The organism is Sphingopyxis sp. DBS4 (assembly GCF_024628865.1).
Lineage (GTDB): Bacteria > Pseudomonadota > Alphaproteobacteria > Sphingomonadales > Sphingomonadaceae > Sphingopyxis.
On sequence record NZ_CP102384.1, the window covers coordinates 2,740,238 to 2,764,477 of the forward strand.

At 64.1% G+C, this 24,240-nt stretch carries 20 protein-coding genes and 1 tRNA gene; 7 read left to right on the forward strand and 14 right to left on the reverse strand.

What is annotated here, in order from left to right; all coding sequences use genetic code 11:
- Positions 1-38 precede the first annotated feature (38 nt).
- Entirely contained in the window at positions 39-2,399 is a 2,361-nt protein-coding gene (locus tag NP825_RS13025; protein WP_257544103.1) for a TonB-dependent receptor, read from the reverse strand.
- A gap of 273 nt (positions 2,400-2,672) precedes the next feature.
- Here NP825_RS13025 and NP825_RS13030 point away from each other — a divergent pair, with 273 nt between their 5' ends.
- Genes NP825_RS13030 through NP825_RS13040 form a run of 3 tightly spaced genes read left to right on the forward strand, consistent with a single transcriptional unit; the run spans position 2,673 to position 6,613 of the window.
- Positions 2,673-3,818: a serine hydrolase gene (locus NP825_RS13030; protein WP_257544105.1), complete on the forward strand. Its 1,146-nt coding sequence runs from the start codon at positions 2,673-2,675 to the stop codon at positions 3,816-3,818.
- Complete coding sequence (locus NP825_RS13035) at positions 3,806-5,269, forward strand: AMP-binding protein (RefSeq protein WP_257544107.1); 1,464 nt, start codon at positions 3,806-3,808, stop codon at positions 5,267-5,269. The genes NP825_RS13030 and NP825_RS13035 overlap by 13 nt, the downstream gene beginning before the upstream one ends.
- Positions 5,270-5,278: 9 nt before the next feature.
- Entirely contained in the window at positions 5,279-6,613 is a 1,335-nt protein-coding gene (locus NP825_RS13040) for a TetR/AcrR family transcriptional regulator (protein WP_257544109.1), read from the forward strand.
- Here NP825_RS13040 and NP825_RS13045 read toward each other — a convergent pair.
- Positions 6,610-7,182, reverse strand: a complete 573-nt coding sequence (locus tag NP825_RS13045) for a carboxymuconolactone decarboxylase family protein (protein ID WP_257544111.1) — start codon at positions 7,180-7,182, stop codon at positions 6,610-6,612. The genes NP825_RS13040 and NP825_RS13045 overlap by 4 nt on opposite strands.
- A 20-nt stretch (positions 7,183-7,202) precedes the next feature.
- Positions 7,203-8,084: a crotonase/enoyl-CoA hydratase family protein gene (locus tag NP825_RS13050; protein ID WP_184095188.1), complete on the reverse strand. Its 882-nt coding sequence runs from the start codon at positions 8,082-8,084 to the stop codon at positions 7,203-7,205.
- Positions 8,085-8,233: 149 nt separating this feature from the next.
- Between NP825_RS13050 and NP825_RS13055 the strand changes: the two genes are divergently transcribed.
- The gene (locus NP825_RS13055; RefSeq protein WP_184095190.1) at positions 8,234-9,376 is read left to right on the forward strand and encodes an acyl-CoA dehydrogenase family protein; all 1,143 of its coding nucleotides are present in this window, start codon (positions 8,234-8,236) and stop codon (positions 9,374-9,376) included.
- 8 nt (positions 9,377-9,384) lie between these two features.
- Here NP825_RS13055 and NP825_RS13060 read toward each other — a convergent pair whose 3' ends face one another.
- Complete coding sequence (locus NP825_RS13060) at positions 9,385-10,248, reverse strand: SDR family oxidoreductase (protein WP_257544119.1); 864 nt, start codon at positions 10,246-10,248, stop codon at positions 9,385-9,387.
- A gap of 181 nt (positions 10,249-10,429) precedes the next feature.
- Between NP825_RS13060 and NP825_RS13065 the strand changes: the two genes are divergently transcribed.
- Entirely contained in the window at positions 10,430-11,056 is a 627-nt protein-coding gene (locus tag NP825_RS13065) for a TetR/AcrR family transcriptional regulator (RefSeq protein WP_184095194.1), read from the forward strand.
- 7 nt (positions 11,057-11,063) lie between these two features.
- Here the strand turns inward: NP825_RS13065 and NP825_RS13070 are convergent, their stop codons facing one another.
- From NP825_RS13070 to NP825_RS13080, 3 genes are all read right to left on the reverse strand, one after another.
- Positions 11,064-12,980, reverse strand: coding sequence for an NAD(P)/FAD-dependent oxidoreductase (locus NP825_RS13070; RefSeq protein ID WP_257544123.1), 1,917 nt, complete (start codon positions 12,978-12,980; stop codon positions 11,064-11,066).
- Positions 12,981-13,136: 156 nt separating this feature from the next.
- Entirely contained in the window at positions 13,137-14,588 is a 1,452-nt protein-coding gene (locus NP825_RS13075; RefSeq protein ID WP_306996842.1) for an MFS transporter, read from the reverse strand.
- A 637-nt stretch (positions 14,589-15,225) separates the two neighbouring features.
- Positions 15,226-15,301, reverse strand: a tRNA-Trp gene (locus tag NP825_RS13080).
- 78 nt (positions 15,302-15,379) lie between these two features.
- Between NP825_RS13080 and NP825_RS13085 the strand changes: the two genes are divergently transcribed.
- Both NP825_RS13085 and NP825_RS13090 read left to right on the forward strand, forming a co-directional pair.
- The gene (locus NP825_RS13085) at positions 15,380-16,333 is read left to right on the forward strand and encodes a DMT family transporter (RefSeq protein WP_257544125.1); all 954 of its coding nucleotides are present in this window, start codon (positions 15,380-15,382) and stop codon (positions 16,331-16,333) included.
- Positions 16,330-16,947: a glutathione S-transferase family protein gene (locus NP825_RS13090; protein ID WP_257544127.1), complete on the forward strand. Its 618-nt coding sequence runs from the start codon at positions 16,330-16,332 to the stop codon at positions 16,945-16,947. The genes NP825_RS13085 and NP825_RS13090 overlap by 4 nt, the downstream gene beginning before the upstream one ends.
- A gap of 247 nt (positions 16,948-17,194) precedes the next feature.
- On the opposite strand, the gene NP825_RS13095 is transcribed toward NP825_RS13090, so the two are convergent.
- The 7 genes from NP825_RS13095 to NP825_RS13125 all read right to left on the reverse strand — a co-directional run bounded on the left by NP825_RS13095 (position 17,195) and on the right by NP825_RS13125 (position 24,149).
- The gene (locus tag NP825_RS13095; protein WP_257544129.1) at positions 17,195-18,754 is read right to left on the reverse strand and encodes a fatty acid--CoA ligase; all 1,560 of its coding nucleotides are present in this window, start codon (positions 18,752-18,754) and stop codon (positions 17,195-17,197) included.
- A gap of 98 nt (positions 18,755-18,852) precedes the next feature.
- On the reverse strand, positions 18,853-19,470 hold the full coding sequence (locus NP825_RS13100) for a class I SAM-dependent methyltransferase (RefSeq protein ID WP_257551419.1): 618 nt from the start codon (positions 19,468-19,470) through the stop codon (positions 18,853-18,855).
- An 11-nt stretch (positions 19,471-19,481) separates the two neighbouring features.
- Complete coding sequence (locus tag NP825_RS13105; protein ID WP_257544131.1) at positions 19,482-19,928, reverse strand: ABA4-like family protein; 447 nt, start codon at positions 19,926-19,928, stop codon at positions 19,482-19,484.
- Positions 19,929-20,077: 149 nt separating this feature from the next.
- Entirely contained in the window at positions 20,078-20,416 is a 339-nt protein-coding gene (locus tag NP825_RS13110; protein ID WP_257544135.1) for a hypothetical protein, read from the reverse strand.
- Complete coding sequence (gcvPB, locus tag NP825_RS13115; RefSeq protein WP_257551422.1) at positions 20,413-21,936, reverse strand: aminomethyl-transferring glycine dehydrogenase subunit GcvPB; 1,524 nt, start codon at positions 21,934-21,936, stop codon at positions 20,413-20,415. The genes NP825_RS13110 and gcvPB overlap by 4 nt, the downstream gene beginning before the upstream one ends.
- Positions 21,937-21,968: 32 nt before the next feature.
- Entirely contained in the window at positions 21,969-23,327 is a 1,359-nt protein-coding gene (gcvPA, locus tag NP825_RS13120) for an aminomethyl-transferring glycine dehydrogenase subunit GcvPA (RefSeq protein ID WP_257544138.1), read from the reverse strand.
- Positions 23,328-23,330: 3 nt separating this feature from the next.
- The gene (locus tag NP825_RS13125) at positions 23,331-24,149 is read right to left on the reverse strand and encodes a glycosyltransferase (RefSeq protein ID WP_257544140.1); all 819 of its coding nucleotides are present in this window, start codon (positions 24,147-24,149) and stop codon (positions 23,331-23,333) included.
- Positions 24,150-24,240: the final 91 nt, after the last annotated feature.

Here is a 24,240-nt window from a genome sequence, read left to right on the forward strand (position 1 = left end):
GCGCCGGCAGCAAGGAACCGGCGCCACCGAGAGGAGAGTCAGGGCTGGAAATTATAGGTGAAGGTCAGACCAAAGGTCCGTGGCGCCCCCATCATGCGGTTGAACACGTCGATGCTGCGCGTCGCCGAGGTGTAGTAATATTTGTCCCCGACATTGTTCATCCACGCCATCAGGCGCCATTTCTTGTCGCTATCGGCAAGGCCCACGCGCAGATTGACCAGCGCATAATCCTCGACGACCAACTCGGGCAGCCGGCCGAGCTCCGAATTGGTGGTAGAACGATAGCTGGCGCTCGCACCGAAGATCGCGTTCAGCCTGTCTGAAACAGGCACCTCGTAATTCACATCCCCCGAAAGCTGCCATTTCGGCGAATTGGGAAAGGCCTGGCCGTTGAAGTCGGCTGTGACGCCGTTGGGGTCTTCGGCGACGAATGGCGCCGTGATCTTCGAGTCGACATAGGATGCGTTGCCCGTGATATCGAGCCCGCGGACCGGCGACCAGGCGAGTTGCAGTTCGGCACCGTTGATCCGCGACTTGGGCACATTAAGCAGCCGCAGCAGACGCCCGAAGGAGGGGTCGGCCACGATGCCCAGCAGCTGCTTGTCGCGATAATCATAATGATAGATCGCCGCGTTGAGCTGGAAATCCCGCGAGAAGGCCGCTTTCAGCCCGGCTTCATAGGCGGTCAGCGATTCCTGCAGCGTCGGATCATATTGCGCGGTCGAGGTCGCGGCGAGCGACGGATACCCCCCCGCCTTGTAGCCACGGCTGACGTTGGCATAGACTTTGACGTCGTCGGCGATTTCGTAATCGGCGCCAAAACGCCACGACACATTGTCTTCCTTCAGCCGGCTCGTGACGAGTTGCGGAACCTGCAACGCATCCGCGGTGATACAGCCGCCCGCCGGAATCGGTGCCAGCGCGGGCAGGCCGAGAACGACAGTGCGGACGAAATCATGGAAGCCCGAGAAGACCTGGTTCGTGACGCCGTCGATGTCGCGCGTGCAGCCGACGAAGCGGTTGTTCGAATTGGTGTAGCGCACCCCCGCCTGCAGGGTCAGCGCGTCGGTGAGCTTGAATTCCGCATTACCGAAAAGCGCATAGGTCGTGATGTCCTGATCGTGGCGGAGCCCGAACGAGTAGAAGGGCGGCAGGCCAAGGCCGACGAAGGCGTAGGCCTGGGTGCTTTCGCTGAGATCACCGCTCACGCGCTCGCGCGTCTTGTCGTCGGCATAGTTGGCGCCGATAACGACATAGAGCTGGTCGGTCAGATCGCCGGCGATCCGCAATTCCTGCGCAAAGGATTCGATGTCTCCCATCGTGCGCTGGGTGAGCCCGATCAGCGGCGTTCCATCGAGGTCCTGAAGCTGGTTCTGGTTATATTTGCTGTAGGACGACAGCGACGTCAGCGTCAGCTGGTCGTTGAGATCGTAGTCGATCCGCAGATTCGCCTGAAGGAAATCATTGTCGCGCGCATAATCGCCGGGATTGAAATCGGTCGCGCGATTGTTTCGCGGCGGCACCACGAGCGTCGCAAGGCCGGGGATACTGGCCGCCGCCGTCGGATCGCTCGGCCGGGCAAGAAGATATTGCGGCGACTGGTTATCCGACCGGTCCAGAAAACCATTGAGATTGAGATTGACCCTCAGCGCTTCGGCGGGCGTCCATTCGAGCAGGAAGCGTCCGCTGATCAGATTCTTCTTGCCGTTGGTGTCGCCGGTCGTGGTGCTGTACTGCCAACCGTCGGCCTGTTCCGATTTCACCGCCAGGCGGAATTTCAGCGTGTCCGAGATCGGGCCGCTGACGAAGCCGCCGAGCGTCACTTCGTTGAATCGGCCATATCCGGCGGTCAGCGATCCCTTGAAAACGTCAGTGGGCTTGGCCGCGATCAGGTTGATCGCACCGCCGGTCGCATTCTGGCCGAACAGCGTCCCCTGCGGCCCTGCCAGAACCTCGACGCGCTCGAGATCAAGGAAGCCGCCGCGCGTCTCGACCGTGAAGGGGATCGGCGCCTCGTCCTGATAGACGCTGACCGTCGGCCGTCCGCCGAGCGCGATGTCGTTGAAGCCGACCCCGCGCAATGTGTAGATCGGCGTTCCGATGCGCGATTCGGTATAGGTGAAGCCCGGGACGCTGTTCGCAAGATCGACGGTGCTGTCGATTCCACGGCTGGCGAGTTGTTCCGCCCCAAAGGCCGTCACCGACAGCGGAACATCGTTCAGCGCCTGCTCGCGCTTCTGCGCGGTCACGACGATCGTGCGGTCGGCGTCGTCGGACGGCGCGACCTCCTGGGCCGCGGCCGCGCCGCCAGCGGCCAGGGCCCAGGTGATGGCAAGCGCGCAGGCGCCGAGCGCAATCGGACGGCGCCCTGCTGTCAATGATATAGAATGATCGTTCATCTCGACTCTCCCCACCGCGCTCTTGTCGCCGGGGCGCTGCAGTCCCGCACCGGCCCCGTAACGAAACCCCGGCACGCGATCGCCTTCCCCCGCATTTTTCCTACATCCGCGGATGTTGCCCTTCATATATGCCGGCTTCTGCTTGTCAATCTTTTTTCAACACTAACGTATGTATATATATTTCTACGTTGATTTAATTAGCGACCCGCGATAAACCGCTCTTCGGGCCCCGCCGTTCGGACGGAGGCATCACGCCGTCATGGGAGAAGGCGCTTGGAACAGCCAATCGAAGGATATGTCGCGCCGCAATTCGCCGCCGTGCGCGACGCATTTGCAGCCAATTTCGCACGCGAAGACGCCTATCGCGAACTCGGGGCGTCGCTGGCCGTCTATGTGAAGGGCGAGTTGGTCGTCGACCTTCACGGCGGATGGCGCGACGCGGAGCGTACGACGCGCTGGACCCCCGACACACTTGTCAACATCTGGTCGGCCACGAAGGGCCTGACCGCAATCGAGGTTGCAATGCTCGTCGAGGCCGGAAAGCTCGATTATGCGGCGCCGGTCACCGATTATTGGCCCGAATATGGCGCCAACGGCAAAGGGGCGACCACCGTCGGGCATATCATGTCGCATCAGGCGGGCCTTCCGGGACTAGAAGAACCAACCTCGCTGGAGGATTTCTACGACTGGGACGTCGTGGCCGATCGCCTCGCTCGCCAGGCCCCGTTGTGGGAACCCGGCACGCAGAATTCCTATCATGCGATGACCTACGGCTTTCTGGCGGGTGAACTGGTCCGCCGCACGTCGGGGCTCAACCCGGGCCGTTTCCTGGCCGAGCGCATCGCAGCGCCGCTGGCGGCGGACGTGTTCATCGGCCTGCCCGAAAGCGAGGAGCCTCGCGTGGCGCCGCTCGTCCCTTCGCCGCTCCAGCGCGAATTCACCCTGACCGGCGTGCCGCGCGCGGCAGTCATGGCAGTGACCAACCCCCTGATGGTGGCAACTCACCCGAACGAGCGGGCCTGGCGGGCGGCTGAGATTCCCGCAGGCAACGGCCATGCGACCGCGCGCGGCCTCGCGCGGGTCTATGGCGCGCTCGCCAACGGAGGCACGCTAGATGGCATCCGGATAATGCATCCAGAGACGATAGCGAAGCTCGGCGAATTGCAGACCGACCGCGTCGACATCCTCCTCGGACATCCCGCTTACTGGCGCCAGGGTCTCGCGGGGAACATCGACCGCATGTACGGGCCCCACGCCGACACAACGATCGGGCATTCTGGCTGGGGCGGATCGTTCGGTTGCTTCGACCCCGTCCATCAGGTCGGCATCGGCTATGTGCTCAATCAGATGGGCGACAAGACCGTCGGCGATCCACGCTGCACGCTGCTTTGCGGGGAGATATTCGAATGTCTGCGTTGATGGACACGCTACCGCTTGCTTCGCTGCTTGCCCATCATGCGGCACTCAAGCCGTCGACGGTGGCGCTTTCCGACGAAAGCACCGCGCTTACCTGGGCGGAACTGGAAAGCCGTACCAATCGGGTCGCGCGCGCACTCCTTGCGCATGGCGTCCAGACCGATGACCTGATCTCGATCGCATTGCCTAACGAAAATGCGTTCCTCGAGGCCTGCTTCGCCTGCTGGAAAGCGGGCGCGACACCGCAACCCTTGTCCTCGCGCCTGCCGCGGGCCGAGATGGAGGCTATCATTGCGCTCGCGAAGCCCTCGATCATCATCGCACGGCCCGACCTCGAAATCGGCCGTCCCACTATCACTTACTCCGATTTGCTTGCGGCAGAAAGCGACGATACTCCATTGCCGCTCGTAATCGCCAGCTGCTTCAAGGCGCCGACCTCGGGCGGCTCGTCGGGGCGGCCAAAGCTGATCCTGTCGGGCGAGCCCGCGACGATCGACGTGTCGATCGCCTCGGCGTGGCGCCTCGGCAGCGAGGATGTCGCGTTGATCCCGGGGCCGCTCTATCACACCGGCCCTTTCACAACGGCGATCAACGCTATGGCGGCGGGCACCAAGCTTGTCGTCCAGCCGCGCTTCGATGCCGAAGCCGTTCTGGAAGCGATCGACCGGCACAAAGCAAGCTGGCTTTGCCTGGTACCGACGATGATGAACCGCATCTGGAAACTGGACGATGCGGTGAAGGCGAAGTACGACATCACGTCGCTGAAGACGATGTGGCATATCGCCGCCCCCTGTCCGGCGTGGCTGAAACAGGTCTGGATCGACTGGATCGGTGCCGGCGCGGTCTGGGAACTTTATGGCGCGACCGAAAGCATCGCCGGCACTGTCATCGACGGCACCGAATGGCTCGCGCATCGCGGATCGGTCGGCCGGGTTTTCTCGGGCCAGATCAAGATATTCGGCGACGACGGTCGGGAACTGCCGCCCGGCGAAACCGGCGAAGTCTTCATGCGCGCGGCTGAGGAGGGGCAGGTGACCTATCGCTACGTCGGCGCCGAAGCCAACACGCGCGGCGAATGGCATTCGCTGGGCGACATGGGCTATTTCGACGCCGAGGGCTATCTCTACCTCGGCGATCGCCGCGGCGACATGATTCTTGTCGGCGGTTCGAACGTCTATCCCGCCGAAGTCGAGGCCGCGATAGAGGAACATCCCGACGTCCAGTCATGCGCGGTCATCGGACTGCCCGACGACGATCTGGGCGCACGCATCCACGCGATCGTTCAGCCGCGTCCCGGGCTGCCCAATCTCGCACTGCAGGAGTTCGTCGCCGAAAGGTTGGTCCGCTACAAGCAACCGCGCAGCTATGAGTTCACCGACGCCCCTTTACGCGATGCCGCCGGAAAGGTACGCCGGTCGCGGTTGCGGAGCGAACGGATCGCCGCCGGGGAGTAACGATTCATAGTGAATATCGCGGGCGTCTCTCGACCGAAACGGACGGAAACCGCCGCGCCGAATTCCACGTCACCGGCGGATGAACGCGGCCCGCCTAAAAAGCCGCGCGGGCGCCCATCGACCAAGGCACGCAAGCGCGAGGAACTGATCGACGGAGCCACCGCGCTGTTCAACGCGCGGGGAATTTCGGCGACGAGCCTGACTGACGTCGCCGACGTCCTCGATCTGTCTCGCGCCACGGTCTACTATTATGTCAGCGACCGCACCGAACTGGTGTTCCAATGCTACATGCGCGCATGCGAACTGGCAGCCGAGGATCTGGCGCAAGCGAGCCTCGCCGCCAACGGCTTCGCCCGGGTAGCGACCTATATCCGGCGCGCGCTCACTCCCGACCGGCCCCCCGTCGCCGTGATGACCGAAATCAATTCGCTCACCCCCGACATCGCAAGCCTGATCCGCAAGGCCAACGACCGCAACGTCACGGCTCTTGTAGGTTTCATCGCGCAAGGGATCGACGACGGCAGCATTCGCCGCTGCGATCCGATCGTGGTCGCACAGGCGATCATCGGAATGCTCGCCTGGTCGCAATTGCTGCCGCAGTGGTCCGATCAGGGAAGCGGGCCGAAGTTGCGGCACCGCGCGATGGAGAGCATGATCGACCTGCTGACCTCGGGCCTCGCGGCCGATCGGGCGATGCAGTTCGAATGCCCCGTGTCCGCGGAGCAATTCCAGCCTAAGATCGAGAATATCTTCGATCGCAAGGAATCGGCGAATTTCAAGATTGCGCAGCTGCTCGCGACCGCATCCGCGCTGTTCAACCGCAACGGGATCGAAGCGACCTCGCTCGACGAGATTGCCGCGGCGATGGGTCTGACCAAGGGCGCGGTCTATCATTATCTCGACGACAAGGCGGATCTGGTCGAACATTGTTACGAGCGTTCATTCGAGCTGTATGACCGGTTCGTCGATGCGGCGCACGCGCATGGCGGCAACGGCCTCGAAGCCGCAATGATCAACGCGCATCTCAACATCCAGGCGCAGGCGGGGACGCTGTCGCCACTCATGCCACAACCGGGGTTCGAGGGAATGCCCAAGACCATTCGCGACCGGCTGCACCGACGCGCGAGCAGCCAGAACAGCGCCGTTGCGCGTGCGCTGGCGATGGGTGCGGCGGAAGGGGTGGCGCGCGAATGCGATGCGCCGCTCGTCACCCACATGTGCGCCGGCGCCTTCGGCTGGCTGCCTAAATGGCTGCCGGTGGTCGGCGGTCCCGACCCCTGCGATATCGCTGACGCGATTTGCGATCTGCTGTTGCGCGGACTGACGCCCGAACCCGCCGATTAGATCGGGTCTACAAGATCGGGATCGAAGTGAGCGCCCTCGTCGATCTGGATGCCGAGCGCGTTCACGATCCGCCCGACCTGCGCATAATGTCCCGACGTCAGCACGATATCGACCATCTCCTTGGGAGAAAAATGCCGCGCCATCTCCTCCCAGGTCGCGTCGCTGATGAAATCATCCGCCATCAGTTCGTCGCACGCGGCGATCAGCACCGCATCGGCCCGGTTCCAGCAATGATCGGGCCGTCGGTCCTTGAGCGCCAGGAGTTCGCCGTCTGTCAGCCCGGTTTCGCGGCCGATGCGATGGTGATGTGACCATTCATAGGCGGCCTTGCCACGATAGGCGGTGCGCAGGATGACGATTTCCTTGAAACGCCCCTGAAGGTCGTTCTTCCGGCCTTGGATATAACGTCCCCAAGCGGTCAGCCCCTTCATAGCCTCCGGAAAGCGCAGCATCGTGCGAAACAGATTCGCATTCCGGGCCAGCGGGTGGACCGAATCGAGAATGTCTCGCTGCTCGGCGTTCAGTTCGGTGTCGGGTAGCGGTGGAACCCGCGGAGTCCGAAGGCGCATATCAGTCTCTCCTACGTTGATCAGTAAAACGACGGGACACTGCGACCCGGATACATGTCGGGCAGTCCGTCCGAAACGCGATCGGGATAGGTCGGCGCGCGTTTCTCGAGGAACGCGGTCACGCCTTCCTTGACATCGGCGGAGAGCCCGCGCGCCTGGATCGCCCGGCTGTCGGCGCGGTGCGCGTCCATTGGGTGCGCCGCGCCCAGCATGTCCCACATCAGCCGCCGCGTGACGGCGACCGAAACCGGCGCGCAATTGTCCACGATCTCGCGCGCGATCGCCTGCGCCGCCGCCATCAGTTCGTCCGGCGCATGCAGCGATTGCACCAGCCCGCGCGCCAGTGCTTCCTCCGCGGGCAGCACCCGCCCACTGCAGGTCCAGGCGAGCGCGGTGCCAATGCCGACGATACGCGGCAGGAACCACGATGCAGCGGCGTCGGGCGCGATTCCCCGGCGCGCGAAGACGAAGCCGAACCGCGCGCTGGTCGATGCGATCCGGATATCCATCGCCAGTTGCATCGACGCCCCGACCCCCGCCGACGCACCGTTGACCGCAGCGATCACCGGCTTGAGGCTATCGAAGATCCGCAGCGTGACGAGCCCACCGATGTCGCGGTAGACGCCGTTCGCCTGCGGCAACGCCTCGGCGCCGTCATAGCTGTTATAATCGAAGGTGTTGCCGCCCGCCCCCAGATCGGCCCCGGCGCAAAAGGCACGCTCACCAGCGCCGGTGACGATCACTGCCTTCACGGCGTCTTCGGCGTCGGTGATGTCGAAGGCGGCGATCAGGTCGGTCGCCATCTGCGGCGTGAACGCATTCATCCGATCAGGCCGATTCAGCGTGATCGTCGCAACGCCATCCTCGACCGCGAACAGCAGGGTTTCGAAATCCTTGGTCACGCACTTCTCCCGACCGGACCGACCTTCTCGCGGTTCCTTCGCAAATTTATATATCTGACGATAATGTTATTATACATACTTTATTGTATTAATAAATAGGCTATCGCTTAGCCCGGACGGCGCCGGCCGATCGAAGGGAGAAGACGACCATGCTGCAAACCCACAACCGCACCGCCTTCACCGAAAGCCACGCGCTGTTTCGGGACGAGGTACGCAAATTCTTCGCAAAGCACCTTCATCCCAATCTCGACCGCTGGGAGCGCGACGGCATCGTCGATCGGGATTTCTGGCGCGCCTGTGGCGCCGCGGGGTTGCTCTGCCCCACCATGCCCTCCGAATATGGCGGACTGGGCGCCGATTTCGGCTACAACATCATCATCGATGAGGAGATGACATACGCCGGGTGCTCGGCGGGCCTCGGCCTGCAGTCGGACATCGCCGGCGATTATATCCTTTCCTACGGCTCCGAAGATCAGAAGCGGACATGGCTGCCGCGGATGATTTCGGGCGAGGCGATCGCGGCGATCGCGATGACCGAACCGTCAACCGGGTCGGATCTGCAGGGAGTCCGCACGACCGCGATCCGCGACGGGGACGATTATGTGATCAACGGGTCAAAGACCTATATCACCAACGGCCAGAACGCCGATATCGTGATCACCGTAGCCAAGACCGATCCGGCACAGGGCGCCAAAGGCATATCGTTGATCCTCGTCGAAGCGGAGCGCTCCGGCTTTACGCGCGGGCGCAACCTGGACAAGATCGGCCAGCATTGCGCAGACACGTCCGAACTCTTCTTCACCGACGTGCGCGTTCCCGTTGCCAACCGGATGGGTGCCGAGGGGGCGGGCTTCGGTTATCTGATGTCGCAACTGCCGCAGGAGCGGCTCAGCATCGCCGCCGCTGCGCAAGCCGGGGCGCAGCGGGCCTTCGACGAGGCTGTGCGGTTCACCAAGGAACGCCGAGCCTTCGGTCAGCCGGTCTTCGATTTTCAGAATACGCGCTTCACGCTCGCGGATCTGGCCGCCGAACTGCAGGTCGGCTGGGCGCATCTCGACTGGTGCATCGCACGCCATATCGCCGGCGACCTTACCGCCGTAGAGGGGTCGGCGGCGAAGCTCTGGCACAGCGAGCTGCAATGGAAATGCTGCGATGCCGCGCTGCAACTCCACGGCGGAGCGGGCTATATGAACGAATACCCGATCGCACGCCTGTGGCGCGACGCGCGCGTGCAGCGCATCTATGGCGGCACGTCGGAAATCATGAAGGAAGTGATCGGCCGGTCGCTCTGACCGGCCGTTCACCCCTGTCCGAGGAACATCTCGCCGACCATCGCCTGCATCTTCCGGCCATCTGGATCGACATCGGTCTTAAGGCGGCAAAGCTCCTCGCCCCAGGGTGATGTGCGCATACGGACCGGCGGCGTCTCGGATCGGGCGCATGACAGAACGACCGCCGCCACCTCCTCGGCGCTCTGATAGGGGCTGTTCGCCCACTCGCGGCCCTGGACCGTTCCCATATATTGCTCGAGGACGGGACGATATTCGTCGTCGAGGATGCCGCCGGTCGCCGCAAGCTGGGCCAGCGTGCTGTTCGCGAATTCCGACTGGATGCCGCCCGGCTCGAGAATCGTGAAATGGATGTTGAACACCGGCCCGACATAGCAAGCGAGGGCTTCCATATAACCTTCGAGCGCAAATTTGGTCGCGCAATAAATCTCGTTGAAGGGCTGGCCGACCAGCCCGCCCACCGACGATATCGTCAGCACGCGCCCCGATCGCTGACGCCGCATATGAGGGAGTACCGCCTTGGTGCAGCGAATGACTCCCATCTGATTGACGTCGACAACGGCGGCGATCTCGGCCTCGGACGCCTGTTCGGTCGATCGGACGAAGCCGACGCCAGCGTTATTGACAAGCACATCGATCCGGCCGTCGATCGCGATGATCTCCTCCCCAACCGCCGCGATGCTTGCGCTGTCGCGAACGTCAAGCCGGCGAATCTCGATCGCGACCCCCGCCTCGGCAGCGCGGGTCGCGAGGCCGTCCCGTTTCGCAAGGTCACGCATCGTGGCATAGACCTTATACCCTTCGCGCGCCGCTGCCACGGCGAGCGCTTGCCCCAATCCCGTCGAGCATCCCGTGATCAGCATCGTTTCCGACATGCGTCCTCTCCACCTCATCCCAATGCCCTGTTCTCAGGTGCCCCCGCTCCCATCAGCTTGTCAACTATTCGATACATTATAATTTTATTTAAAATCTCGCGCGCTGTCGACGGCTGATGCAATAGGCTCTAGATGTCGTCGTGGTACGCAGACAGAAACGAGCCGCGCCGGACGGACACCCATGCAATCAGAATCATCGCTTTCCACCGCCACCCGCTCCAAGCGCGCACCCAAGCAGGCGCAGCTTGGGCGCACGACGCGGGCGATCCTCGACGCAGCGGCGGCCTTGCTGGCCGAATCGGGTTATCGCGCTCTGACAATCGAACAGATTTCGCAACGCAGCGGCGTTGCAAGATCGAGCATCTATCGCCGCTGGCGCAACACGGCGGAGCTCGCCATCGATGCCTTCGACACCGCGCTGGGCCCCAATCCGCCCATCCCCGACGAAGGCGATATCCGGTCGGATCTGGTCCTGCTTTACAAGCGCTTCACGCGGATTCTCGAACGTCCGATCTGGCGCTCGGTCTTCCCCTCGATCATCGAAGCGTCGCAGACCGACAGCCGCTTCGACGGGCTGCTGAGCGCCTTGGTGGGCGCGCGCCGGGAAAGCGAGCGCAGCATTTTCCGGCGTGCGATCGAACGCGGCGAGATACGCGCCGATGCGCCAGTCGAATGGGCGCTCGACGCGATGACTGGCGCCTATTACCATCGTTTGCTGATGACAGGCGCGGACCTTGGCGAGGAAGGAATGACCGAATGGCTGGTCGATAGCATCCTGACCCGGATGCGCGTGCCACCCGAATCCTGATGGCGGATCATTCGAACCGGAACTCGTCGCAATCGGGCGTCCTGATCAGCGCATACCATTGTTCAAGCGTCCACGGCAGGCTGACGCCTGGACGGCCGAAGCTGTTAATATAATATCCGCCCCCACCACCCTCTTCCTCCAGCAGCATCGCCTTCAGTGCGACGTCCATCCGGTCGTTGTAGGATTGATACGCCTCGTGCCGGACCTCGAAACTCCTGGCATCGCCTTCGATCGTATGGGTGATGAGGCCGCAGATATAGCGTGAAAGCACCTCTATCCACGAATGAAAGCTGCCGGTGACGATACCCGCGTTGGGGCCGTACATGATCGCGAAATTCGGGAATCCCGGCAACGTCATCGTCAGGTGTGCGCGCGCACCGTCCTTTTCCCACAAATCCTTGAGCGTCACACCCTCGCGGCCAATATATTCGACCGGCCACAAATAGCGCTCGACGTCGAAGCCGGCCGACAGGACGACGAGATCATAATTCTCCAGCGTGCCGTCGTTGGCGATAATCCCTGTTTCGGTGAAGCGGGCGATGCCGTTCGTCTGCAATGTCACATTGTCGCGCAACAGCGTGTCGTACCAGTCATTGTCGACGACCAATCGGCGCGATAGCGGTGCATAATCAGGGATCAGCTTGGCGTAGAGTTCGTCGTCGTCGCCGACCTTGCTGCGAACATAGGCTTTCAGGTCCTCGCGCAGCCGGTCGTTCTTCTCGTTGATAAGGCCGCCGTTCGCGCGCCATTCGGGGTCGAGTATCTGAAGATCCTCGACCTGTAGTTGCGAAGTGAAATGATGGTAGGAATACCAGGCTGCATAGCCAGGCATATTGTCGAGGAGCCAGCGCAATTCGGTCGATACGGGATTGCGATAGCCGGGGGTGGGATTCACCCAGTTCGGAGTGCGCTGATAGATGGTCAGCGACCCCGCGGTTTCGGCCACTCCGCGGACGAGCTGCGCACCCGTCGAACCCGTGCCAATGACCGCGACGCGCTTGCCCGCATAATCATAGCCATGGTCCCATGCGGTCGTGTGGAACATCTTGCCGCCGAAGGTCTCAATCCCCGGAATGTCGGGGAGTCTGGGCGTGCTGAACAGCCCGCTCGCACTGATGACAAAATCGCTGTCGGTCGTTTCGACGCGGCCGTCGGGATGGCGGACACGCAAGGTCCATTTCGCCTTTTCCGCGTCCCAGCGCGCATCCTGCAACGCAGTGCTCAGATGGATCCGGTCGCGCAGTCGATATTTGTCGACGATATGCGCGAGATAATCCTGTAGCTCGGCCTGGGTCGCATAATGGCTCTTCCAAGGATAGTCCTTCTCGAACTTGAATTGGTAGATGAAGGAGGTGATATCGACCCGTGCCTCGGGATAGTCGTTGAGATACCATGTGCCGCCTATGCCTGCCTGGCGATCGATGATCCGGTACGGAATACCCAGAAGATCGAGCTGAATGCCCGCGAGCAATCCGCTGAACCCCGCCCCGACGATGGTGACGTGATATTGGCCAAGGATTTCGGCGGCCGGCTTCTTCTCCCAGCACGCACGACGCGCGAAACCCTCGAAGCTCAGATCCTCCCAGCCGAATTCCAGATGTTCGACCGACAGCGTCTTGCCAAGAAACATCTCCATCATCGCCGCCGCCTCGGCTCGCGTCGGTGGCGGCGCAGCGCGCGGAGCATTGAGCAAATAGGCCAGCGCCTTCTCCTGAATCCGGTCATAATGCTCGCGCCGGACCCTGGTGAAGAGAAAGGGGCTACCATCGCGGCCTTCGGTCGCGACCTCCATTGCGGCAAGTTCGGGGTCGCGTGTCTGCTGATACAGCGCAAGCCGCAGCACGTTCATATTCGCTTGCTTCAGCATCCGGCGAATGAAGGCTTCGTCCTGACCATCTACTGCCAGCGCATGGACCGACGCCATAATTCCCTCCGAGCATATCCTGATCGCGACTCGATCTTTATTCGATATGAATATGTTTCGTTTAATGTGCAACGCCGATTATCCATCACCCCCGCGGCTGAGGCGCGAGCGAGTTTCGAAACGAGAAGAAATCGCGGACGCCAGGGAAGGCTTCCATCACTGGCCCTGAGCGGCCGCGCCGGACGCTCGCTTGTCGAGTTCTTCGATCACGAAGGCGTGACGCGTCCGAGTGACGGGATAGCGGAGGAGCAGAGGCAGCGATGAGAACAGCAGCAGCGATGGCAGCGCGCCCCACAGCAGACCGAGGTGGTTGATCGCTTCCACCCCAGGAAACGGCGGCTGGCCCGCCGCGTTCGCTGGCCCTTGGGCCGAAAAGCCGATGAACTGGAGCCCGACACCCGCCACGAAACCGCCGATCCCCGTCGCCGCCTTGATCCCCAGCATCAGCGCGGCAGCGTAAAGCGCCTCCCGCCGGACGCCGAACAGATAGTCGTGTTCATCGACCGCGTCCGCCATCATCGAAAACAGGCAAATGACGAAGAGGGTGGAGGCCGCGCCGAGTATGATCGCATTCGCCACGAGCAGCGCCAGGCTGAGATTTGTGCCGACGGGCAACACACCGGCCAGCGCCAACAGCGCGATCATGACCGTATAGCCCGCAGTGCCGATCACCGCGCAGACGATACCGCTGCGCTTTTCCACGACGCGCAGCAGCAGTCCGGCCACCGGCAACCCCAGCGCTTGACCCACCACAAGCACCATCAACGGTAATTGAAGTTGGTCCGCAGACACATGCCAAAAGTAACGGAAGGCATGGATATTCAGCGCTAGCGTGATGCCCTGTCCGACCAGAACCAGAACAGCGGCAGCGAACAGACGCACGAAAGCGGCATTGCGGACCAGATTCGCAAGCTCAGTTACGAAGCGCGGCGACGTCTCCTCAACCGGCGGGGTCGGGAGCGCCAGAACGGTCCTGCGGATTCCTGCCAGGCAGGCCGTGCCGAAGAGCAGGATCAGCAAGGCAAGCCAGACGCCGAAAAGACGGTAAGCATCGGGGGATTGCAGCTTGTCGCCCGACAGGATGACCGCCGAGCCGGGTATCAGGCACGCGAGCGTGCCGAGGAAGATGAACAGGGCGCGAAACCCCGAAATCGCCGATCGCTCGCCGTAATCGTCGCTGAGTTCCGCCGTCAGCGCGGCATAAGGCAGCGCGAATATCGAGAGCGCGAGGCGGAGCGCGACGTTGAACAGCAGCACATAAAGGAACAGACCGGCCTCGCCGAGCCCCTCGGGGATCGAGAAGATCGCAAAGGCCGACCCCGCCATCGGCACCAGAGCTGCGGCCATGAAAGGGAGCCTGCGTCCCCAGCGCGACCGGTACCGGTCCGATGTGCGGCCGATCAGCGGATCCAGCAAGGCGTCGAGCGTCAGCGACAGAAAGAAAACGAGCCCGGCGGCGGAACCCGAGAAACCGCAAACCGCCGTTAGATAATAGAGAAGGAAGGTGTTCAATCCGACCTGGGTCGCCGCATCGACTCCCTGCCCGCTACCGTACATGATTTTCACCGAAAGCGGCGGCTTGCCAGCACTGGCATCTATATGAAACATCAGCGTCTCCCTTTATCCGGGGCCGCCTCTAGCGTTGCCAGATCATCTGCACAATGCTCGGAAAGCGAGGGCGTAGGTCGCGCGGATCGACACGGTGACGCAGGGATGCAGGTGCCCCGGGGCTTGCCGCCGTCGCGAGCCCCTTCGTCATCATATGGGTCATCGGACCGATTCGCTCGATATTGATCCCCCGCGCTGCCAGCGAGTGGGCCGATCAGTGCCCCCATAGCGAATGCAGCCCCGCGCTTATTCGCACGCTCATCCGTCCGAACGACTAACGACTGCTTTTATGGCCAGCCGAGCTAGAGTTGAACGGCTTGGATCGGGCGCAAACAGCCATCCGTGGCCTCTTAGGATTCGAACCTGCGGCATAAATTCAAACGCCGTTCAGCACCTAAGCTCTCCAAATTGTTCTAACAATTGATGATTCGAAGTCGGGGGCATTGGGTGCTTGTCGGTAGGGATTGAAGAATCCCTGCTTCCTACCAGCACTCCTACCAACAAACGCGATAGGCTGGGACATGTCACAAGCCGCGGCGATGGGACGTCGCGGGACGATTTGGAACCATCTCGGCAAGATTTTCTGCGAGTTTCGCAGTCGAGAGCGTGGGATGTTCTGGGACGTCATGAAACGGCCTGGCAGGGGCAGCAGGATTCGAACCCGCGACCCTCGGTTTTGGAGACCGATGCTCTACCAGCTGAGCTATACCCCTAGGCCGGAGTGCGCCCCTAGCCCGATTGCGGGGCGCGGGCAAGAGGGATGACGGGTTGCTTATCGCAACTCGCCTGATATGCGCGAAGGCCGCATGATCGCCGCCGCGTCCCCCTCCTCCGCCGCTCCGCAGCATTATCTCGGCGGTATCGCGCTGCGTCTGCTCGCGATGGCGAGCCTGTCATTCATGTTCGTGCTCGTGAAATATATCGCCGCCGACGGCATCCACATCGTCGAAAGCCTGTTCTGGCGGCAGGCGATGGTGCTGCCGCTGCTCGTCCTCTGGGCGCTGACCCATGGCGGGCTCGGCCTGTTCCGTACCCGGCGGATCGGCGTCCACGCGCGCCGCGCCGCGATGGGGCTGACCGGGATGGCGCTCAATTTCGGCGGCATGATCTATCTGCCGATGGCCGAGGCGACGACGATCAACCTGTCGGTGCCGATCATCTGCGTCTTCCTGGCCGCCGCGCTGCTCGGCGAGCGCGTCGGGCCGGCACGCTGGAGCGCGGTGTTCGTGGGCTTCGCCGGCGTGCTGATCGTCCTCAATCCGACCTCGCTGCTGACCCAGGGTTTCGCGGGCGATCACGGTCTCGGCACGCTGATCGCGCTCGGCGGCGCAGTGATGACCGCGCTGATCACCATCCAGGTGCGCGACCTCGGCCGCACCGAAAGCGCGCTGACGATCGTCTTCTGGTTCAGCCTGATCTCGCTGATCCCGCTCGGCCTTGCGCTGCCCTTCGTCATCACGCCGCACGGGGCGGCGGAGTGGGGCCTGCTCGCCGGGCTCGGCCTGCTCGGCGCAGTGGCGCAATTGTCGCTGACCGGCGCGCTGCGCCTCGCGCCGGTGTCGGTGGTGACGCCGATGGACTATTCGAGCCTGCTCTGGTCGATCGCCTGCGGCTGGTGGTTCTTCGGCACCCTGCCCGCCGACACGACCTGGGCGGGGGCGCCGCTGATCGTCGCGAGCGGCCTGTTCATCGCCTGGCGCGAGCATCGCCGCCATATCGAACGCGTGAAGGAAGTCGCCGCATGAGCCAGCCTATCCTCTATCATTGCCCCGACGCGCGCTCGCTCCGCTGCCTGTGGGCGGTCGAGGAGGCCGGGATCGACGTCGACCTGCGCATCCTGAAATTCCCGCCGCGCGCCTTCGAGCCCGACTACCGCGCGGTAAACCCGCTGATGACGGTGCCCGGCTGGGTCGAAGACGGACGACTGATGACCGAATCGGCCGCCATCTGTGAACGGATCGCCGAAGGGACGGAGTTGGAGGTGCGCCGCGACGAGGCCGATTATTGGGATTACCGCAACTGGCTCCACCGCAGCGACGCGACGCTGACCTTTCCGCTCGCGATCATGATCCGCTACACCCGCGTCGAGCCCGAGGAACGCCGCCTCGCACAGGCGGTCGCGGACTATAGGGCCTTCTTCGGCGGGCGGGCGCGGAGCGTCGAGGCGGCGCTGACGGACGGACGCGAGTGGCTGGTGGCGGGGCGCTTCACGATTGCCGACATCGTTATCGGCTATGCGGCGTTTCTGGCGACCACGCTTGGCGCGGAGGATGTGCTGGGCGAGGCGACGCAGGACTGGCTGGCGCGATGTATGGCGCGCGAGGGGTTCATAAGGGCGCGGGCGCGGCAGAAGAACTGAACCCTCCCCTCTCTCTTCGTCATTCCCGCGAAAGCGGGAACCCAGAGCGTGCGTCGGCTGACCCCACTCTGGGTTCCCGCTTTCGCGGGAATGACGAAGATAAGAGATGCTGAGCGCGACTTTCAGACTCTCGTCATCCCGGACTTGATCCGGGATCCATTCATCCGGCGCTGAGAGAATGGATCCCGGATCAAGTCCGGGATGACGATGTAAGGTCAGTCGGCTTCCGGTCGTTAGCCGCTTCCCCTCAATTCACCATCCGCTCATATCCTTCCCAATAGGGCGCGCGCAGATCCTTGCGCAAAATCTTGCCCGATGCATTCCTCGGCAGCGCTTCGATCACATCGACGCTGCGCGGGGCCTTGAAGGCGGCGATGCGGTCGCGGGCCCAGGCGATGATATCGGCTTCGTCGATGTTCATACCGGGTTTGGCGACGACGACCGCCTTCACCGTCTCGCCCCATTTCTGGTCGGGGATGCCGATCACCGCGACCTCCTGCACCGCGGGGTGACCGAAAATCGCGCTTTCGACCTCGGCCGGATAGACATTCTCGCCGCCCGAGATGATCATGTCCTTCATCCGGTCGTGGATGAAGAGATAGCCGTCCTCGTCGAGATAGCCCGCGTCGCCGGTGTGGATCCAGCCGTCCCCGGTCATCGTCTTCGCGGTCGCGTCGGGCAGGTTCCAATAGCCGAGCATGTTGTTCGACGAGCGAGTGACGACCTCGCCGACGTCGCCGGTCGGAACCTCCTTGCCGTCAGCATCGAGGATTTTGATCTCGACGCCGGGCAGCGCCTTCCCCGCCGAGCGCATCCGCTTGTTGCCTTCGGGATCATGATCCTCGGGCGGCAGCATGCAAATGGTGCCGGTGGTCTCGGTCATCCCATAGGCCTGGATGAATTCGGCGCCGAACATCTTGATGCACTGGCGCAGCAGGTCGAGCGGAATCGGCGCGGCGCCGTAGAGGATATATTTGAGGCGGCTGTAATCGACGCTGGCGCAGCGCGGATGCATCAGCAACATCTGAAGCGCCGCAGGGACGATGAAGAAGCGCGTGACGCCATGCTGCTCGACCGCGTCGAACACGCCGTCGGGATTGAACTCGGCGAGGACGATGCCCGGCAGCCCCGCCGCGAGCGCCATGATGCCGAGGCCGGTGCCGCCGATATGCGCGCAGGGCATGGCGACGAGCACCGCTTCGTCATCGTCCCATTTCGTATAGGCAAGGTCGGCGTCGGCCGAATTTTTGCGCAGCGCGAAGAGGTTGCGGTTCGACAGCACCGCGCCCTTGGGATTGCCGGTGGTGCCCGAGGTATAGAGTTGCAGCACCGCCTCGTTCGGTCCCGAAGGCGCGAAGGCGGCGCGCGGCGTGCCGTCGATCAGCGCGCGCGCCTGATCGGCGTCGATGATCCGCGGAGCGTGGTCGAGCTTGCCGGCAAGCTGCTCCGCGGCCGCGTCGAAACCCGGCCCGGTGAAGACGATCTTCGCCTTCGTATCATTGACGATATAGGCCCACTCGGTCGGCGACAGCCGCCAACCGATCGGCGCCATCACGATGCCCGCGCGCGCCGCGCCGAAGAAGATGGTGAAATAAAGATCGCTGTTCTTGCCGATCCACGCGATGCGGTCGCCCTTCTCCAGCCCCGCGGCGAGCAAGGCGCTTGCGACGCGCGCGGTGCGCTCTTCGAGTTCGGCATAGGTGAAGACTCGGTCTTCTTCGCGCATCGCGATGCGATCCGGTCGGTCGGCCGCCCAATGGGTCATGAATTCGTCGAACGTCACCAGGTCCGAAATGTCGGCGGCCATCGATCCTCTCTCCTCGAATCGCGTTGCTTTTTGCAATCGATGGCAAGGCTAGCGGCTCCGCACGCGCGGGAAAAGCACGCAGATGTGACAGGGTGCAATCAGCGGCGGTGAAAGAGCAGCATCAGATTGTTCGCGGGCATCGCGCGGCGCTCGGCAAAGGCGAGACCCGCCTCGGCGGCGGCCGCCTTGACCGCGCCCAGATCGCGCAGCCCCCAATCGGGATTGCGTTCCTTCAGCGAGCGGTCGAACGCCAGGTTCGAGGGCGCGGTTTCCACGTCGCTTTCGAGATAGGGACCGTAAAGGATCAGCGGCGCGCCTTGCGGCAAGACGCGGGCAGCCCCGGCGAGAAGCCCCCGCGTCGCGGCCCACGGGCTGATATGCACCATGTTGACGCACAGCAGCGCATCGGCCGCGTTCACCGGCCATAGGGGCGCGGCGGCATCGAGCAGGAGCGGCGGCGCGATATTGGCAAGGCCGGCCTCGGCGCGCCACGCCGCGATCGAGGTCAGCGCCGTCGGATCGGGATCGCTCGGCTGCCACTGGAGGCCGGGAAAGCCAGCCGCGAAATGGACGGCATGTTCGCCCGATCCGCTCGCGACCTCCAGCACAAGGCCCGCGGGCGGCAGCCAGTCGGCGAGCACGGCGGCGATCACGTCGCGATTGCGCACCGTCGCGGGGGCGTGGCGCTTCGCTCCCGCGCCGCCGTCCTCCGCCATCCACGGCCGGGTCACGCGGCGCGCGCCTGCGCCCGTGCGCGGCCTTCGCGGACGACCAGCCAGCAGAACAGGCCGACCGGCCCCGCCATCAGGGTCAGGAACAGGAACGGCAGTTGCACGAGGCGGCCGAAGTCCTTGTTGTCGGCATCGCGCGCGATCCACAGGCCGGTGAACAGGTCGAAGGCGAGATAATGGACCCAGCCGAGCGTCGCTCCGCCCGGCGCCGCGAACAGCTTCATCACCCCGGCGAGCGACGTGAAACTGCCGCCCGTCCCGCCAGGATCGATCCCGCCGGTCAGGAAACCGGTGATGAGGACAATATACAAAAGGCAGAGCAGCGACACGCCGGCATAGAGGATGGCGGACAATGTCCGCGGACTGCGCGGCGCGAAGGCGAGCAGCAGCCAGCCGGCGATCGCCCAGTAATTGGCGATGAGGTAAAGGCCGTTCCAGTTCATCTCGCTCTCCTGTCCTATCAAACCGATTCCCCGAGCGAAGCCGAGGGGCTCGTTCGAGCAAAGCGAGAACCTGCACCGCCGCTGCCTCGACTTCGCTCGGCACAGCCCCTCGGCTTCGCTCGGGGAATCGGTGGGTTTGACGCCCTCGCCTAAATCACCGCGCCGAGCCCGAAGAGCAGGATGCCGCCGAACAACGCGATCAGGCCGACGGTCAGGATCAGCAGCGTCATCCGCGCCGCAGGCAATCGCCGCGTCGCGAAAAAGGCCGCCGCCAGCCCGACCCCCAGCGCGATCAGCGGCGCATAGAGAAAGGCCCAGTCATAGCTGAACTCGCGCCGGACGCGGACCAGTTCCCATTGCTCGACGATCAGCCCATAGAAGGTGATCGCGGCGAGCCAGATCGCGACGAAAACGACCGCGAACAGCGCCCCGCCGGCGAGGCAGCCGGCACCGGGGCGCTTCGCCGCGCGGTCGTCGACACCTTTCAACTGCCGCCGACCTCGGCCTCGCTCCACGCGAGCACGGGCTTTCGCGCCGCGAGCGTTTCGTCGAGCCGGGCGCGTGGGGCGAAATGCGGCGCCGACTTGAGCGCCGGATCGCCGTTCTTCGCGCGCAACGCGATGCTGCGCAGCGCGCCGATGAACTGGTCGAGCACCGCCTTGCTCTCGGTCTCGGTCGGCTCGATCAGCATCGCGCCGTGGACGACGAGCGGGAAGAAGACCGTCATCGGATGATAGCCCTCATCGATCAGCCCCTTGGCGACGTCGAGCGTCGAGAAGCCTTCGGCCAGCCCGCGATCGCTGAACAGCGCCTCGTGCATGCACGGACCCGAAGCCGCGAACGGCGCGTCGAGCACATCCTCGAGGCTGCGTAGCACATAGTTCGCATTGAGCACGGCATCCTCGGCGACCTGCTTGAGCCCGTCGGCGCCGTGGCTGAGGATATAGGCGAGCGCGCGGGTGAACATGCCCATCTGGCCGTGAAAGGCGGTCATCCGGCCAAAGGTCTGCGGATGATCCTCGCCCGCATTTTCCTCCTCGATCAGGCGGAAGCGGTCGCCCTCCCTAGTCACGAAAGGCAGCGGCGCGAAGGGCGCGAGCGCTTCGGACAGCACGACCGGACCCGAGCCCGGACCGCCGCCGCCGTGCGGGGTCGAAAAGGTCTTGTGCAGGTTGATGTGCATCGCATCGACGCCGAGGTCGCCGGGACGGACGCGCCCGACGATCGCGTTGAAATTGGCGCCGTCGCAATAGACATAGCCGCCCGCCGCATGAACCGCGTCCGAAATCGCCTTCATCTCGCGCTCGAACAGGCCGCAGGTGTTGGGGTTGGTGATCATCACCCCCGCGACATCGGGGCCGAGCCGCGCCTTGAGCGCCGCGAGGTCGACGCGGCCTTCGCCGGTCGCCGGAATATCCTCGACGGTGAAGCCCGCGAAGGCCGCGGTGGCGGGGTTGGTGCCGTGCGCGCTTTCGGGGACGAGAATCACGCGGCGGTCCTCGCCGCGCGCTTCGAGCGCCGCCTTGATGCAAAGGACGCCGCAAAGCTCGCCATGCGCGCCCGCCTTGGGCGACATGGCAACGCTGTGCATCCCGGTGAGCGTGATCAGCCATTCGGCGAGCTCGTGGATCACTGCATAGGCGCCCTGCACCGTTTCCTGCGGCTGGAGCGGGTGAACGTCGGCGAAGCCCGGCATCCGCGCGACCTTTTCGTTGAGGCGCGGGTTGTGCTTCATCGTGCAGCTTCCGAGCGGGAAGAGGCCGAGGTCGATCGCATAATTCTGCCGCGACAGCCGCGTATAGTGGCGCACCGTTTCGGACTCGCTGAGCCCCGGCAGGCCGATCGGCGCCGAGCGCGCGAGCGCGCCGAGGTCGGCGGCGGGCGCGGCCTCGTCAAAATCGACGCCGGTCGTCTCGCTGCCGCCGATCTCGAAGATCAACGGCTCCTCGAGCATCAGTGCGCGGTTGCCGGTGAAGGTCGTCGTATCGTCGACGCCGCCGGCGTTCATTTCGGGGCGCCACCCGGCGCGGTTGAGCGCGGTCATGCCAGCACCTCCTTCAGCGCCGCGGCAAAGGCGGCGATATCCTGTTCGGTCACCGTCTCGGTCACCGCAACGACAAGCCCGTTCGCGAGCGCGTCATTGTCGGGGTAGAGGCGGCCAAGCGAGACGCCGCCGAGAATGCCCTTCTCCGCCAGTTCGTGGATGACGGGCCGCGCCGCCTTCGGCAGGACCAATGTAAATTCGTTGAAGAAACCGCCGTTCAGAAGCGACACGCCCGGCACCTTCGCAAACTCGGCGGCGGCGACCTTGGCGCGGCCGTGATTGATCCCCGCCAATTGGCGGAGGCCCGCCTCGCCAAGCAGAGTCATGTGGATGCTGAACGCCAGCGCGCAAAGCCCCGAATTGGTGCAGATATTGCTCGTCGCCTTCTCGCGCCGGATATGCTGCTCGCGGGTCGAGAGCGTCAGCACGAAGCCGCGCTTGCCGTTGGCGTCGGCGGTCTCGCCGCAAAGGCGGCCCGGCATCTGGCGGACATATTTGGCCTTGCAGCCGAACAGGCCCAGATAGGGGCCGCCGAACTGCAGCCCGACGCCGATCGATTGCCCCTCGCCGACGACGATGTCGGCACCCATCTCACCCGGCGCCTTGATGAGGCCGAGCGCGACGGGCTCGGTCACCACCGCGATCAGCAGCGCGCCCGCAGCCTGGCAGGCGCCCGCCAGCGCGGTCATGTCGTCGATGCGGCCGAGGATGTCGGGATATTGGACGACAACGCAACTCACCTCCTTGTCGACCGCCGCCGCGAGCGCGGCCCAGTCGGTGCCGGCCTCGAGCGCCGGATCGCCGTCTACGAGCACGTCGCCGGTATAGTTCGCCATCGTCCGCGCGACGCTGCGATAATGCGGATGAAGCCCGGTCGAGAGCAAAGCCTTGCTGCGCCGCGTGACGCGCCGCGCCATGACAATCGCTTCCCAGCAGGCGGTCGAGCCGTCGTACATCGAGGCATTGGCGACGTCGGTGCCGAGCAGGCGCGCGACCTGGCTCTGGAACTCGAACAGCATCTGCAGCGTGCCCTGCGCGATTTCGGGCTGATAGGGGGTGTAGGCGGTCAGGAACTCGCCGCGCTGGATCAGATGGTCGACGCTCGCCGGGACATGGTGGCGATAGGCGCCCGCGCCGAGGAAGAAGGGTCCGTCGCCCGCCGCCATGTTCCGCCGCGCGAGCGCCGCCATATGGCGCTCGACCGCAAGCTCGCTGGCATGGTCGGGAAGCCCGGCGATCGTACCGTCGAGCCGCGCTTCGGCAGGCACGTCGACGAACAGATCGTCGATCGACGCGGCGCCGACGGCGGCGAGCATCGCCGCGCGGTCGTCGCTGGTAAGGGGAAGATAACGCATGAACTACTCCGTGGAAGAAGCGGAATGGACGGCAAAAAGCTGGGCGAGGTCGGGAAGCGATCCCTGAAAGATCGCGGGGCCGCTGTGCGTCGTGCGGACCCATGGCGCGAGCCAGATGCGGAAACCCGCATCGCGCGCGCGGCGGCAAAAGGCATAATCGTCGGACAGCAATTCGCGGCTGTCCGGGTCGATCATCGGCAGGAAGAAGCTCTGCTCGCTGTCCGCGACGCCGTGCGCGGCGCGCTCGCCGGGGTCGGTGCGAAAGCCAAGCTCAGGGTGCCGCGCGGCGAGTCCATCGAGCACGTCGCGGCGGATCAGCATCATCCCCGTCCCGGCTCGCGTCAACTCGACGAGGTCGGTCAGCGCGAACCGCTGGTCCCGATGCAGGAAATGCAGCGCGAACTCGCCGCCGAAGCGCGCGAGGTCGCCCGGATCGTCCTTCGCCATCCCACGCTCGACCGCGCGTGCGACGTTGGACCAGTTGACCATCCGTCGCGGGCAAGCGGCGGCAAGGATCGCGCAATCGTCCCGCTCGCGCATCGCGGCCAGCATCGAAAAGACGTCGTCAGCCGCGAAATCGATATCGGCGTCGACGAACAGTAGATGGGTGGAATCGCTGGCGCGGAAGATCGCCGCCAGCAGATCGCGCGCGCGCGTGATCGACGGCTGGTAAAGAATGAACTCGAAGCGCACCGCGACGCCCGCCGCCTGCGCCTTCAACGCGAGGTCGAGCGCCGCGCGGACATAGCTACCCTGCGCCCCGTCATAGATGGGCGTCGCCACCATCAGGCGGCAATCGGCGAGGGCGGCGGATGCGCTCACATCATCTCCCCCCTCCCGCAGGCGGGAGGGGCCGGGGGTGGGCATGGCGGCGAGAGCAGGCTTGCCCAAAGCCCACCCCCGACCCCTCCCG

Excerpts from the sequence above, each read along its gene's own strand:
- NP825_RS13025 (WP_257544103.1), bottom strand. The coding sequence starts at position 2,399 with ATGAACGATCATTCTATATCATTGACAGCAGGGCGCCGTCCGATTGCG.
- NP825_RS13035 (WP_257544107.1), top strand. The coding sequence starts at position 3,806 with ATGTCTGCGTTGATGGACACGCTACCGCTTGCTTCGCTGCTTGCCCAT.
- NP825_RS13045 (WP_257544111.1), bottom strand. The coding sequence starts at position 7,182 with ATGCGCCTTCGGACTCCGCGGGTTCCACCGCTACCCGACACCGAACTG.
- NP825_RS13055 (WP_184095190.1), top strand. The coding sequence starts at position 8,234 with ATGCTGCAAACCCACAACCGCACCGCCTTCACCGAAAGCCACGCGCTG.
- NP825_RS13060 (WP_257544119.1), bottom strand. The coding sequence starts at position 10,248 with ATGTCGGAAACGATGCTGATCACGGGATGCTCGACGGGATTGGGGCAA.
- NP825_RS13065 (WP_184095194.1), top strand. The coding sequence starts at position 10,430 with ATGCAATCAGAATCATCGCTTTCCACCGCCACCCGCTCCAAGCGCGCA.
- NP825_RS13070 (WP_257544123.1), bottom strand. The coding sequence starts at position 12,980 with ATGGCGTCGGTCCATGCGCTGGCAGTAGATGGTCAGGACGAAGCCTTC.
- NP825_RS13075 (WP_306996842.1), bottom strand. The coding sequence starts at position 14,588 with ATGTTTCATATAGATGCCAGTGCTGGCAAGCCGCCGCTTTCGGTGAAA.
- NP825_RS13085 (WP_257544125.1), top strand. The coding sequence starts at position 15,380 with ATGCGCGAAGGCCGCATGATCGCCGCCGCGTCCCCCTCCTCCGCCGCT.
- NP825_RS13090 (WP_257544127.1), top strand. The coding sequence starts at position 16,330 with ATGAGCCAGCCTATCCTCTATCATTGCCCCGACGCGCGCTCGCTCCGC.
- NP825_RS13095 (WP_257544129.1), bottom strand. The coding sequence starts at position 18,754 with ATGGCCGCCGACATTTCGGACCTGGTGACGTTCGACGAATTCATGACC.
- NP825_RS13100 (WP_257551419.1), bottom strand. The coding sequence starts at position 19,470 with ATGGCGGAGGACGGCGGCGCGGGAGCGAAGCGCCACGCCCCCGCGACG.
- NP825_RS13105 (WP_257544131.1), bottom strand. The coding sequence starts at position 19,928 with ATGAACTGGAACGGCCTTTACCTCATCGCCAATTACTGGGCGATCGCC.
- gcvPB (WP_257551422.1), bottom strand. The coding sequence starts at position 21,936 with ATGAACGCCGGCGGCGTCGACGATACGACGACCTTCACCGGCAACCGC.
- gcvPA (WP_257544138.1), bottom strand. The coding sequence starts at position 23,327 with ATGCGTTATCTTCCCCTTACCAGCGACGACCGCGCGGCGATGCTCGCC.